The 11,981-nt window shown below is 68.1% G+C and carries 12 protein-coding genes; 5 read left to right on the forward strand and 7 right to left on the reverse strand.

From position 1 onward, the window contains the following. Window positions 1–428 precede the first annotated feature (428 nt). Entirely contained in the window at window positions 429–1,973 is a 1,545-nt protein-coding gene (locus FV220_RS11870) for a Dyp-type peroxidase (RefSeq protein ID WP_147831571.1), read from the forward strand. A gap of 42 nt (window positions 1,974–2,015) precedes the next feature. Here the strand turns inward: FV220_RS11870 and FV220_RS11875 are convergent, their stop codons facing one another. Further along, window positions 2,016–2,852: an SDR family NAD(P)-dependent oxidoreductase gene (locus tag FV220_RS11875; RefSeq protein WP_147831573.1), complete on the reverse strand. Its 837-nt coding sequence runs from the start codon at window positions 2,850–2,852 to the stop codon at window positions 2,016–2,018. A gap of 144 nt (window positions 2,853–2,996) precedes the next feature. Between FV220_RS11875 and FV220_RS11880 the strand changes: the two genes are divergently transcribed. Next, window positions 2,997–4,514 (forward strand): L,D-transpeptidase family protein, encoded by a 1,518-nt coding sequence (locus FV220_RS11880; RefSeq protein ID WP_147831575.1) that lies wholly within the window; start codon window positions 2,997–2,999, stop codon window positions 4,512–4,514. Between the two features lie 5 nt (window positions 4,515–4,519). Here FV220_RS11880 and FV220_RS11885 read toward each other — a convergent pair whose 3' ends face one another. The 3 genes from FV220_RS11885 to FV220_RS11895 all read right to left on the reverse strand — a co-directional run bounded on the left by FV220_RS11885 (window position 4,520) and on the right by FV220_RS11895 (window position 6,648). Further along, window positions 4,520–4,894 carry a VOC family protein gene (locus FV220_RS11885; RefSeq protein ID WP_147831577.1) on the reverse strand — a complete coding sequence of 125 codons (375 nt, stop codon included), beginning with the start codon at window positions 4,892–4,894 and terminating at the stop codon, window positions 4,520–4,522. 206 nt (window positions 4,895–5,100) lie between these two features. Continuing rightward, the gene (locus tag FV220_RS11890) at window positions 5,101–5,463 is read right to left on the reverse strand and encodes a hypothetical protein (RefSeq protein ID WP_018045358.1); all 363 of its coding nucleotides are present in this window, start codon (window positions 5,461–5,463) and stop codon (window positions 5,101–5,103) included. 147 nt (window positions 5,464–5,610) lie between these two features. Next, window positions 5,611–6,648 (reverse strand): alpha/beta hydrolase, encoded by a 1,038-nt coding sequence (locus tag FV220_RS11895; protein ID WP_147831580.1) that lies wholly within the window; start codon window positions 6,646–6,648, stop codon window positions 5,611–5,613. A gap of 234 nt (window positions 6,649–6,882) precedes the next feature. Here FV220_RS11895 and meaB point away from each other — a divergent pair, with 234 nt between their 5' ends. The 3 genes from meaB to FV220_RS11910 all read left to right on the forward strand — a co-directional run bounded on the left by meaB (window position 6,883) and on the right by FV220_RS11910 (window position 8,988). Continuing rightward, window positions 6,883–7,887 carry a methylmalonyl Co-A mutase-associated GTPase MeaB gene (gene meaB, locus FV220_RS11900; protein ID WP_056139883.1) on the forward strand — a complete coding sequence of 335 codons (1,005 nt, stop codon included), beginning with the start codon at window positions 6,883–6,885 and terminating at the stop codon, window positions 7,885–7,887. Continuing rightward, the gene (locus FV220_RS11905) at window positions 7,884–8,516 is read left to right on the forward strand and encodes a peptidase C15 (RefSeq protein WP_147831581.1); all 633 of its coding nucleotides are present in this window, start codon (window positions 7,884–7,886) and stop codon (window positions 8,514–8,516) included. The genes meaB and FV220_RS11905 overlap by 4 nt, the downstream gene beginning before the upstream one ends. Before the next feature lie 127 nt (window positions 8,517–8,643). Beyond that, complete coding sequence (locus tag FV220_RS11910) at window positions 8,644–8,988, forward strand: CsbD family protein (protein WP_147831583.1); 345 nt, start codon at window positions 8,644–8,646, stop codon at window positions 8,986–8,988. A gap of 69 nt (window positions 8,989–9,057) precedes the next feature. Here the strand turns inward: FV220_RS11910 and FV220_RS11915 are convergent, their stop codons facing one another. Genes FV220_RS11915 through FV220_RS11925 form a run of 3 tightly spaced genes read right to left on the reverse strand, consistent with a single transcriptional unit; the run spans window position 9,058 to window position 11,767 of the window. Then, entirely contained in the window at window positions 9,058–9,843 is a 786-nt protein-coding gene (locus tag FV220_RS11915) for a 3-hydroxybutyrate dehydrogenase (protein WP_056139878.1), read from the reverse strand. A gap of 26 nt (window positions 9,844–9,869) precedes the next feature. After that, a complete protein-coding gene (locus tag FV220_RS11920; RefSeq protein WP_056139874.1) occupies window positions 9,870–10,613 on the reverse strand; it encodes an acetoacetate decarboxylase in 744 nt (247 codons plus the stop codon). Window positions 10,614–10,648: 35 nt separating this feature from the next. After that, entirely contained in the window at window positions 10,649–11,767 is a 1,119-nt protein-coding gene (locus FV220_RS11925) for a patatin-like phospholipase family protein (protein WP_147831584.1), read from the reverse strand. Between the last annotated feature and the right edge of the window lie 214 nt (window positions 11,768–11,981).

Raw genomic sequence — 11,981 nt, forward strand, 5'->3', positions numbered from 1 at the left:
CGCTCCTTCCGCCGGCAGCTTTCACTCCAGCGTATCGCCAGACCGCCCCCCGTCGTGCTCAAGCGGTGACGGTCCGGTCCCAAGTGTAACACCTTTGGGTCACCCCACGATCTATCATCATACCAATTCGTCCTTTCGATTTCGACCAGAGCGAAGTATAGACGTGTTAGCGGAAGACACAGCATTTCAGCGGCAAAATCCTGCCATGACTTCCGATCGGGACGAATCCCGAAGCGTGATCTATCCCCGGCGACTCGCAGATGCCGAGAGATCAATTCATTTCCAAAAGTCCATTAACTTGCATTAAATGCCGGATACGGCTCAAATATTATGCCCCGGCAACTGTAGATAATCACTTTTTGATCCTGCAAACACGCAACGGCACCCGCGTGAACGGGTCCGTGTGACCATTCCGGAGGGACGACCACATGGCCCGCGATATCGCAGACGAGCCGTTGTTCCCGCTCGACGCCATCCAGGGCGACATCCTCGCCGGTTTGCCCAAGCGCCACGAGCACCTGATGTTCTTCACGATCACCGATCCGGCAGCGTTCAAGGCATTCCTCAAGTCCCTCCACATCACGAGCATGCAGGATTGCATAGACGATCGGGCCAAAATCGCGGCCCAGAAGCTCATCAACGCACAGCTCGTCCCGACGCCCGGACTGAACCTCGCCTTCACCTTCGCGGGTCTGGACAGGCTCGATGTGGAGGATGCCGCAACGATGACCGGAGCGGATGCCTTCAGGGAGGGGATGGCGAGTCGCCAGGCGATCCTGCAAGACCCGCCGTCGTCCGAGTGGACGGCACTGAATCCAGACCCCGATCTCCACGGTGTCTTCATCGTCACCGGCGCTTCGCACGCCGAAGTCGTCGACGTCATGTCCCTGAGGCTGGTCCCGCCAGCCGAGAACGGATGGAGCCTGCTCCATGAGGAGGTCGGTCAGGTGCGACCGGAGCCGGTGGTGGGTCACGAACATTTCGGATACGCGGACGGCGTCTCTCAACCGGGCCTCCGGGGCCGGATCGGCCACGACACCCCGTTCCATCCGACGGCCGAGGGCGGCAAGGACAATCAGGCCGCCCTGGGCCAAGATCTCCTGTGGCCGGGCGAGTTCGTGTTCGGCTTCCCCGGACAAAATCCGAACGCCCCGCGGTTCGAGGTGAAGGGCCCGGTCGCCGAACCGCCGATCCCTTTCATGAACCACGGGGCCTATCTTGTCATTCGGCGCCTCGCCCAGTTTGTTCCGGAATTCAACGCATCGGTGAAGACGGCTTCCGCGGCGATCCCCGCCGGAGCGGACTTGGCCGATCCCGACCTCCTCGGCGCCCAGATGGTGGGGCGCTGGAAGAGCGGTGCGGCCATGATCAACGCGCCGAGAGGTGACGACCGCAGCGTCGGGGACAACACGCCGCGCGCCAATGATTTCGAATTCGGCGAGGATCGAGAGGGCGTCGTCTGCCCGTGGGCCGCTCATATCCGCAAGGCCTATCCGCGCGACGATGTCCGGCACGAACTCGAACCCGACGAGAAGGCCATCGGCAGAGCCGAAGCGTTCACGCAGAGCCACCGCATGATGCGCCGGGGCATCTCTTTCGGGCCGGAAGTCACCGAGGCCGAGGCATTGTCCGGCGTCTCGGGCGCGATCGACAACGCCGGCACCCCCGACGAAGACAGCAAGGTCCGGCTGTCCCGCGGGTTACTGTTCAAATGCTACGTCACCTCGATCGACGACCAGTTCGAGTTCGTCCAACGGAGCTGGTGCAACGCGGACGACTTCTCCCACCCGGCCAGCGGCATCGATCCGATCATCGGCCAATCGGCCTCTGTCGACCGTCCCTTCAAGGGCGCGGCTCCGTTCTCGCTGGTGGAGGCGAACAGGCCGGATTTCAACCTCAGGAGCTTCGTCCGGATGGAAGGCGGCGAGTATTTCTTCGCCCCCTCCATCCTGGCCCTGAAGGAACTGTCTTGACGGGGCGGCCGCATCGCCACGGCGGGCTCCGGGGACCGCCCTTCATCGGGAAGCGAGAAAGTCCTTGAACGCCTCGGCAAAATCCGGATGCCAGCGTGAGAGCGCGGGCCGGTTCTCGATCACGTCCCCCGCCGCCCAGGCGATGCGGCGCTCGTCCTGCTCGCGGGTGGTCTCGTTGTCGGGGCAGAGGATGTAGAAGTCGCCCCGGCCCATCGCCTCGATCATGAGTTCCACCGTCTCCTCCGGTGTCCAGGCGCCCTCGGGCTTCTCGGCCACGCCGCGCGCCTTCGTCAGGCCGGTAAAGACGAAGCCGGGGATCAGCAGGTGGGCGCTGACCGGCGCGCCCTCCCGCCCGCGCAAGTCATGCGCGAGGGCCTCCGCGACCACCTTCACCCCGGCTTTCGAGACGTTGTAGGGCGTGTTGCCCGGCGGCGTGGTGATCCCCTGTTTCGAGCCGGTGACGATGACCGCGCCGGGCTCGCCCGCCTCGATCATCGCCGGAACGAAGGCCTGGATACCGTTGACGACGCCCCAGAGGTTGGTGTCGAGGATGCGCCGCCAGGTCGCGTCGTCCGAGAACAGGCGACCTCCGGCCTCGATCCCGGCATTGAGCATGACGAGCGCGGGCGCGTCGCCCGCCGCCTCGCGCAGAGCGTCCATGTCCTCGCGGCGGCCGACATCGGTGGGACGGGCCAGCACATCGGCGCCCGTCGCCGCGATCTCCGCGCGCGCCGTCTCCAGCGCCTCGCCGGGCAGGTCGGCGAGGACGACCCTCATGCCGGAAGCGGCGAACCGCCTGGCGGCGGCGAGCCCGATGCCGCTCGCGGCTCCCGTCACGACGGCCGTGCCGCCTCTGCGGATCGCGGGATGATGAATCATGGCACGGCCTCCTTGGCGGTTCGGGTTGGCCGGGAGGTAGGGCGGGGTGTCCCGTTTTGTCAGGGCCGCCCGGCAGGGAGGCGGAGGAACTTGGTAACCATCCCGCCCGCATGATCCGGCTCTGTCTGCTCATGAGGGCTGCCTGTGTCGTCGCGTTGCGTCGTGTTCCCGTCGATCCTGAGTGCCGGCCTGTCGCCGCTGGCGCTGATGCTGTGCCTGACCGGCGCTGGGGCCGAACCGGCTCCGGTTCCCCCAGAGGCGCCGCCGGCTGCCGCCAAGCCTGCGCCCAAGGCCGAGGCCGGTCCGAGACCCGACGCCGCTCCGAAGCCCGAACAGGTGGCGCCGGCGAATGCGGTCCCGCTGGCGCAAGGCGCGGAGTCGGCACCGGCGGCGCCGAAGAAATCCCGCGAACTGCCTCCCCTCGTGGTGGCGCGCGTCTCGGACGACCCCGTCCCGACCCTGGCGCCCTCGACCTTCCTCGACACGTTCCGCATGGCCGAGCGCTATCAGGCCATCGTCGATGCCGGGGGCTGGGGGACCCTGCCCGCCGACCTGACGATCAAGCCGGGTGCCCGCGACCCGAACATTCCAGCACTTCGCCAGCACCTCGTCCTCACCGGCGATCTGCCGGCCGGCGTGCCGAGCTCCGACGTGCTCGACCCCATCCTCGTCTCGGCGGTGAAGGCGTTTCAGGCGCGCCACGGACTGCCCGAGACCGGCATGGTCGGCCGCCAGACGGTGACCGCCCTCAACGTGCCGGCGGCGACCCGCCAGCGCCAGCTCTCGGCCTCGGCCGCGCGGCAGATCGGCTCCAACTTCCCCTACGGCGACCGTTACGTGGTGGTGAACATCCCGTCGGCCGCCGTGGAGGCGGTGGAGAACGGCGTCGTGGTGCGCCGCTACGTGGCCGTGGTCGGCAAGCCTGACAAGGCGACGCCGCGGATCGAGGCGCGCATCACCGACGTGAACCTCAACCCGACCTGGACCCTGCCGGTCTCCATCATCAAGAAGGAGATCATCCCCAAGATGCGGAAAGACCCGGGCTATCTCGCCCGCGAGCGGATCCGCATCCTCGGCCCCGGCGGCGTCGAGGTCGATCCGACGACCATCGACTGGGCCGGCGAGAAGGCCGCGAACTACACGCTGCGCCAGGATTCCGGCCTCGACAACTCGCTGGGGCAGGTCCGCATCGACATGCCGAACAAGCAGGCCGTGTACATGCACGACACGCCGTCGAAATCGCTGTTCGCCCGCGAGGTGCGTTTCCACTCGCATGGCTGTGTACGGGTGGCCCAGGTGAAGGAGCTGGCGGGCTGGCTTCTGGAGGGCACTCCCGGCCCGAGCGGCCCCGGCTCGACCTGGGGACCGATGGAGATCGAGGCCAACATCGCCACCAACGAGCGGCTCGATATCAAGCTGCCGAACCAGATCCCGGTCACCTTCGTCTATCTCACCGGCTACGCCACCCCGGACGGACGCGCGCATTTCCGCGACGACATCTACGGCATCGATTCGCCGGCGGTGCCGATGCGGGACGCGGTCATGACGGGCTCCATCACGCCGAAGAAGGCGGCGCCCGCCGCTCCGGCGAAGGCTCCGGGCAACGCCCCGGTGCCGCCGGGCCTGATCCCGCAGAAGGCGGCGCGACCGGCGGCGAACTGACCGGATCAGCCGCGCTGCAACAGCTCGATCCGGACCCCGTCCGGTCCGTCGAGAAACGCGGTGCGAAGCCCGGGGCGGACGTCGGTGATGTCGATGACGAAGGCGACACCGCGGCGCTTCAGATCGGCGACCGTGCTCGCTAGGTCGTCGACGGCCAGGCCGATATGCTCGATGCCCCGGTTCGGCGGCTTGGCGGCGGGGCCGGCCTCGGGCGCGTGCTCGATGAAGAGGGTGAGCCCCGACAGGTCGAGGACCACGCGCGTCACGGACGGCGCACCTTCGCGGGCGATCTCGCGGGCGCCGAAGGTCTCCGCATAGAAACCGGCGGCCGCCACGGCGTCCCGGCTGCGAAGATGAAGGTGTTCGAAGCGGAAAGTCATGCGGTCCTCGCTCTGTGCCGAGACTCGTGGCAGGCATCGCGCCCACGCCGTGTTCGAGACCTTGCCCGATCCCGGCGGATACCCCAACGGCTCAGGGATAGCCCGCAAGAGCCGCCGTCAACGGCTGGCAGAAGGGATCGCGATACAAGGCCCCGCCCGTGTCCGGGCGAGGCGGTCGGCGATAGATGATCCTGCGGGATCAGACCTTACGAATCGAGGCCGGCATCCTCGTCGATATCCACGAGGAACACGATGTCGGCGTCGTCCTCGCCGTCTTCATCCTCGTCCTCGTCGGGCTCTTCGGCGCTCTTGGCGTGGCGCATGTCGGGCTCGAACGGGGCGTCCTCCTCCGAATCATCCTCTGCCAGGGCATCCTCGAAGATCTCGATCTCGTCCTCGGTGGCGGGGCGGATCTTGAGCTCGGAGGTGCCGTTCCACAGCACCTTGCCGTCGCTCTTCATCGCCTGGATGTCTTCCTTGAAGCCGTCGCAGGTGAACAGGTCGCGAGCGGTTTCCTCGGTCCCGTTGATGACCGCGATGGCCACGCCATCGATATCGAGTGTGAACATCGCACAATCCTCATTCTGGGCGCGCCGGGAGGCGGCCGCGTCGGCGTGGGAATCGTCAGCCCGACAGCCGCCCGTGTAGGGGCGAACGGGGCCGAGGCCAAGACCTCAAGCCACGTCCTCAAGCTGAGTCTTCTTGCGGTGCAACGTTCAGGCGCCGCCCGCCGCCCGGCCGATGGCGCGCTTGACCACGCCCTGGACCTCAGGATTCGACAGGAACAGGTCGTGGTTGATCAGGCCGCCGCCGTAATCCGAGGCATCCGCCACGCGGACCCCGAGGGCCTCGAGGCGCTCGCGGTCGGCTGCGCCCGCACGCACGACGCCGCCCGCGATGGCACCGGAGAGTTCCAGCGCCCGGTCCTTGGTGGACGAGATCACGGTGATCTTCGACACGTCCGGCCCCATCCGCTCCACCGCCCCGGTGAACAGGTCGATGTCGATGTCGGGGGCGGCGAGCACGATGGCGCCGATGCGTGCCATCGCCGCCTCGCCGGCCTCGGCGCGCAGCATGCGGATGGTCTCCAGGGTCAGCAACGTCCCCATGGAATGGGCGACGATGTTGATGCGCCCGCCGGAGGGCGAGCCAGCCAGCGCCTTGAGGAGATCCTCGAACGCATCGCGCGACCATAGGGCGCTCTCTCGGTCGTAGCCGTAATCGAAGGTGGCGGCGGCGGACGGCCAGGTGAACAGGGCCGAGGCGCCCCGGAAACGGATGCCGTCCGACAGGCGCGCCGCACTCACCGCCGCGGAAGCGAAGCTCTCGCGGTAGCCGTGGACGTAGATCAGCACGTCTCGCCCGAAGGCGGCCTGGGTGAAGGCCGCCGCCGCGCTGGGTCCGGTCTCGACCTGCGGCACCGCCGTCACCGCCCAGTCCCCGCTGACCACGGAGGAGACCTTGCCGATGAGCGAGCGATCGGGGGCCGAGACACGGACTTCGGCAAAGCTCAGACCGCGCCCGCGCTCGGAACTGAAATACGGGCTCTTGGGCGGGCTGCCCACGGGCTTGCGGGTGGTCGCCACCAGCAGGATCGGGCTGACGTCGAGGTTCGATTGCCGCTCGGGGCCGGTGCCCCCGGTGACGAGCCCTTCGGTGACGCAGCCGGCGAGGCCCGGCGTGAGGCTCGCGACGCCCAGAAGGGCGGCGCCGCGGATGAGCGAGCGGCGGGTCTGCGATGGTGCTCCCGGCATGCGGTTTCGGATCATGGCGTGTCGACGGCCCCGTGATGGCCCGGCGCTCGGTCCCGGCTCTCTCGTCCTACCCTGTCGGCGACGATCGTGACCATGGCAGGGCGCGGACGTGGCGGGAGGCGATGTGAATTGCGGGCAGAGCCCGGTCCGTGGCCCGGCGGGTACAGGTACTCCCGCGCCAGGGACCCCGGTGCAACGACACGCGCCCCCTCGACGAAACCGGGCCGGCCCGGCATGAAGGGGCTCATGGCTCTTCCTCCTTCCCTCGACCTCGATTCCCTGCGCGAGCGGCTGCTCGCGGGCGACCGTGCGGCTCTGGCGCGGGCGATCACCCTGGCCGAATCGAAACGGGCCGATCACCGGGCGGCGGCGCGCGACCTCATCGATGCGGTGCTGCCGCAGACCGGCACCGCGATCCGCGTCGGCATCACCGGGGTGCCGGGGGTCGGCAAGTCCACCACCATCGACAATCTCGGCGCCAACCTCACCGCCGCCGGGCACAAGGTTGCGGTGCTGGCGGTGGACCCCTCTTCCAGCCGCACCGGCGGGTCGATCCTCGGCGACAAGACCCGGATGGCGCAGCTGGCGCTCGATCCCAACGCCTTCATCCGCCCCTCCCCCTCCTCGGGAACGCTGGGGGGTGTCGCCGCCAAGACCCGTGAGACCATGCTCCTCTGCGAGGCGGCGGGGTTCGACGTCATCCTGGTGGAGACGGTGGGCGTCGGCCAGTCGGAGACGGCGGTGGCCGACCTCACCGACTTCTTCCTCGTGCTGATGCTGCCCGGCGCCGGCGACGAGTTGCAGGGCATCAAGAAGGGCATCCTCGAACTCGCCGACATGATCGCGGTGAACAAGGCAGACGACGGCGAGGGCGAGCGCCGGGCCAATGCGGCGGCCGGCGAATACCGGGCCGCGCTCCACATCCTCAGCGCACCGAGTTCGAGCTGGACGCCCCCCGTGGTCACGATCTCCGGGCTCAACAACAAGCGCCTCGACGCGCTATGGGACAAGGTGGTCGACCACCGCAACAAGCTCACCGCCACCGGCGAGATCGCGAAGAAGCGCCGGGCGCAGGACGTGAAGTGGATGTGGGCCCTCGTCCACGAGCGCCTGCACCAGCGCCTCGTCGGCTCGCCCGAGGTGCGCAAGCAGACCGCGGAGGCGGAAGCCGGCGTGGCACGGGGCGAATCCTCCCCGGCCGCCGGCGCGGAGGCCATCGCAACCCTGATCGGGCTGTGACGCGGGGGCATCTCCTCGTCACCGGCTTCGGCCCCTTCCCCGGCATGCCGCGCAACCCGAGCGAAACGCTCGCCCGGCAGGTCGGACATCTCGGCCGGCATGGCATCGCGGGGGTCCCGGTGCGCACGCTGATCCTGCGCACCGCCTATGCGGCTCTTTCCGAGTCGTTGAAGCCGGCCCTCGCCGAGAGCCCGGCCGCCGTGCTGATGATCGGCGTCGCCGGGCGCGCCAAACGGGTTCGCGTCGAGGCTCGCGCGCTCAACCGGGCGAGCCGGCTGTTTCCCGATGCATCGGGGCGGATTCCGACCACCCTGCGGCTCGACCGTCAGGGACCGGCGCAGCGCGAAACCGCCATCGCGGCCCGCGCCTTGGTCTGCCTGAAACGACAGGGAATTTCGGCGATCCCGTCCCGGAATGCCGGCCGCTACCTGTGCAATGCCAGTTACTTCCAGGCGCTGGCCGAGCCTATCCCGGTTCTGTTCCTCCACATCCCACCCGTCCGGGCGGCATGGCGGCGATCCGCGTCGCCCGCGCGAAAACGGCGCGATCCCCTGGCGGTCCTCCCCAGGGCGGTGGCCGAGGTGGGGCGTCTGCTGCTCATCGAAGCCCGGGAGCGACACGCCCCGTAAACCGCTCGCTCAAGAAAGTTGTCGTGCGATGGTGCGCTTGGCCGGTTCGCACGTTCTGTGACCATCGGATGCGGGCGCCGCCTTGGAAGCGCCGATCACGCGTTGTCGATTCTGAAGGAGCAGACCAATGGTTGATACGGATCGGGTCGTCGGAGCGGCCAAGGATTTCGGCGGCCGCGCACAGAGCGCCATCGGCGATGCCGTAGGATCGTCGCGCAATTCGGCGGAAGGCCGCTACCGCGAGGCGGAAGGCCGCGCCCAGGAGGTCTACGGCCAGGCCAAGGACACCCTGCGCGATGTCGCCGGAAACGTGTCGGATTACGCCGGCGAGGCCTACGATCGCGGCGGATCCTATGTCCGCGACGGCGCCCGCGCCGTGGAGAGCCGCGTCGAGGAGAACCCGATCATCGCCCTGGTGATCGCGGGAGCCGTCGGCTACGGCCTCGCCCTGCTGCTGCACGGCCGCCGCTGAGCCTTCACGGCCCATCGCCTGTCGATCGCCCTGCCTCGCCCTCCGGCGAGGCAGGGCTTTCTGTGTCGGCTACTGCGCGGTCCAGCCACCATCCATGGGGATGTTGGCGCCGGTGATCTGGCTGGCACCGTCGCCGCACAGGAAGACGGCGAGGGCCGCCACCTGCTCCACCGTCACGAACTGCTTGGTGGGCTGGGCCGCCAGCAGCACGTCGTTCATGACCTGCTCCTTCGTCAGGCCCCGCGCCTTCATCGTGTCGGGGATCTGCGCCTCGACCAGCGGCGTCCAGACATAGCCCGGCGAGATACAGTTCACGGTGATGCCGTGGGTGGCGAGTTCGAGGGCGGCGGTCTTGGTGAGGCCCGCGATGCCGTGCTTGGCCGAGACGTAGGCCGACTTGAACGGCGAGGCGACCAGCGAATGGGCCGAGGCGGTGTTGATGATCCGCCCCCATTTGCGCGCCTTCATGCCGGGGATGGCGTAGCGCATCGTGTAGAAGGCCGAGGACAGGTTGAGGGCGATGATCTGCTCCCACTTCTCCGGCGGGAAATCCTCGATCGGCGAGACGAACTGGACGCCGGCATTGTTCACGAGCACGTCGACGGAGCCGAACGTCTCTTCGCCAAGGCGGATCAATCCCTCGATCTCGCCGGGCTTGGTCAGGTCGGCCGGGGAATAGGCCGCCTTCACGCCGAAATCCGCCTCGATCCCGGCGCGCTCCTTCTCGATGTCCTCGGGCTTGCCGAAGCCGTTGATGACGACATTGGCGCCTTCCTTGGCGAAGGCGCGGGCATAGGCGAGGCCGATGCCGCTGGTGGACCCCGTGACGACGGCGGTCTTGGATGTCAGGATCATGGAAGCCTCTCGGGTCAACTGAGCGATCAGGCGAGATAGTCGTGCAGCACCTGCCCGTAGGGCAAGGTGAAGTCGACGATCATGTGCCGACCCCCGACGATGCGCTTCACCGGCAGGTCGGCGACCCGGCAGTTCACGTGCGGGATCAGGTCGAGGCGGGCCTCGCCGTCCCAGGCGCCGTGGACGGTGATGTCCTCCAGGCGATAGCCCACGAGCTGGGCCACTTTCGGCGCGCCGGTGACATCGGGGAGGAGCTTGAGGTTGACGTTGAGGCGGCCGAGGCCGGCCTTCACCGTGTCGAGCTCCTTCTCCAGGCTCTTGTGCTTGTAGGTCATGGTGCCCATCGCCACCCGCTCCTCGTCGTAATGGAGCGTACCGGTGAGGGTGTCCTTCGTGACCTTGAGGCGGGGCACGCCCCATTTCTTCGGGAAGCCCCAGATCTCGCGGCCGGCGGTGATCGGCGGCTCGTCGTCGAGATACATCTGGATCGAGAAGTTGCAGGCCTCGCCGTTATAGGTGGCGATGGCGCCCGAGCCGCTCTCCTCGTAATCGCCGAAGCCGGAGGAATCCGGCATCTTCATCCACTCGTAATAGACGAGGTTCTCGGGGTGCGGCTCCAGGGGCTCCGGCAGCGCCCGGCGCAGGGCCTCCGCATCGGTCTCGTAGGTGATGATGAGGTATTCGCGCCTGAGGAAGCGATACGGCCCGCGCGGATAGCTCGGGCTGAAGGCGGGCATTGAGGGGACGTGCAGGATCTCGTCGCGGGTCATGGCGTGGGGCTCCCGTGTAGAAAATCAGGGCGGGGTCAGTCGCGGGCGTCCCGCGTCAGGTCGAACACGGCGACGCCGGTTTCGTCGTGCACCCGGTCGCACCAGGCGGGGGAGCGCAGAGAGCGGCGCATGTCACCGGCACCCGCCGCCCAATGTTCCAGCATGGTGGCGCGGGAGAACTCGTAATCCTTCGAGTTCCCCTCATAGGCCTTCCGCCGGTAGATCAGCTGCATCACGGTGGTGAAGTTGGCGTGGGTGACCTGGCGCAGGTAGGCGACGTCCTCGTCGCTCATCAGCTCGGGGGGCAGCTTCTCGGCCAGCCGCCGGAAGGCGGCCTTCGCCCGGCGGGCTTCGAGGTTCTTGTCGGTGTTGAGCCGGGTGCGGCTCGAGAAGCGGATGTCCTTCTCGCGCTCTGCCGATTCGATGAGAGTGCGCGGCATAGGCCCGCGCGCCGCGAACAGGTCGACCTGATAGACCACGAGGTCGCGGGTGCGCTCCTCGTCGAGGATGTACTGCAACGGCGTGTTCGAGACGATGCCGCCGTCCCAATATTGCTCGCCGTCGATGGTCACCGGCGGAAAGCCCGGCGGCAGCGCGCCAGAAGCCATGATGTGCTCGGCCGTGATCCGGTCGCAGCGATTGTCGAAATAGACGAAGTTGCCGGTGCGCACGTTCACAGCGCCGATGCTGAGCCGGGTCCGGCCCTCGTTGATGAGATCGAAATCCACGAGCCGCTCCAGCGTCGCCTTCAGCGGAGCGGTGTCGTAGTAGCTCAGCGCTTCCGGTGCGCCGGGTGGGTAGAGGGTGGCCGGAGGAAAGCGCGGCTTGAAGAAACCGGGCACGCCCACGGTGGCGATCCAGTTGGCGCTGGCTTCGTTGAAGGCCGCCCGCGCCTGCTCACCGGGGAACCAGGGCGAGCCCATCACCCCGGAGGAGACCTGCTCCCAGAACGCCTTCAGCCGCTCCACGCGGCGCTCGGGCGAGTTGCCGGCGATCAGGGCCGCGTTGATGGCGCCGATGGAGATGCCCGCCACCCAATCGGGCGCGATGGCCTCCGCCGCCAGGGTCTCGTAGATGCCGGCCTGATAGGAGCCGAGGGCCCCGCCGCCCTGGAGCACGAGGACATGGGACTCGCCGCTGGAAAACTCTGTCACGGGCGCGGACCTCTCACGGACGTCCCTCGACGCCGTTCACCGGTGAAGCAAGGTGGACGTCGAACGATGACGGCACCATGACCCAAGGCCGAACCGATGACCATCGTCCCGCAGTGCGAAGACGGCTCGGGAGGGCGGGATGGTTGACAGGCGGTGTTCCTTCGCCAACACCGCCGGGCCAACCGCGGCTTTTCCCGCCCGCCCCGAACGCCTC

Origin of the sequence: Methylobacterium sp. WL19 (genome assembly GCF_008040005.1) — a bacterium.
Classification (GTDB): Bacteria; Pseudomonadota; Alphaproteobacteria; order Rhizobiales; family Beijerinckiaceae; genus Methylobacterium; species Methylobacterium bullatum.

Bases quoted from the DNA above. Each gene is read 5' to 3' on its own strand.
- FV220_RS11870 (WP_147831571.1), top strand. From the start codon at position 429: ATGGCCCGCGATATCGCAGACGAGCCGTTGTTCCCGCTCGACGCCATC.
- FV220_RS11885 (WP_147831577.1), bottom strand. From the start codon at position 4,894: ATGACTTTCCGCTTCGAACACCTTCATCTTCGCAGCCGGGACGCCGTG.
- FV220_RS11920 (WP_056139874.1), bottom strand. From the start codon at position 10,613: ATGACCCGCGACGAGATCCTGCACGTCCCCTCAATGCCCGCCTTCAGC.
- FV220_RS11875 (WP_147831573.1), bottom strand. From the start codon at position 2,852: ATGATTCATCATCCCGCGATCCGCAGAGGCGGCACGGCCGTCGTGACG.
- FV220_RS11890 (WP_018045358.1), bottom strand. From the start codon at position 5,463: ATGTTCACACTCGATATCGATGGCGTGGCCATCGCGGTCATCAACGGG.
- FV220_RS11895 (WP_147831580.1), bottom strand. From the start codon at position 6,648: ATGCCGGGAGCACCATCGCAGACCCGCCGCTCGCTCATCCGCGGCGCC.
- FV220_RS11915 (WP_056139878.1), bottom strand. From the start codon at position 9,843: ATGATCCTGACATCCAAGACCGCCGTCGTCACGGGGTCCACCAGCGGC.
- meaB (WP_056139883.1), top strand. From the start codon at position 6,883: ATGAAGGGGCTCATGGCTCTTCCTCCTTCCCTCGACCTCGATTCCCTG.
- FV220_RS11910 (WP_147831583.1), top strand. From the start codon at position 8,644: ATGGTTGATACGGATCGGGTCGTCGGAGCGGCCAAGGATTTCGGCGGC.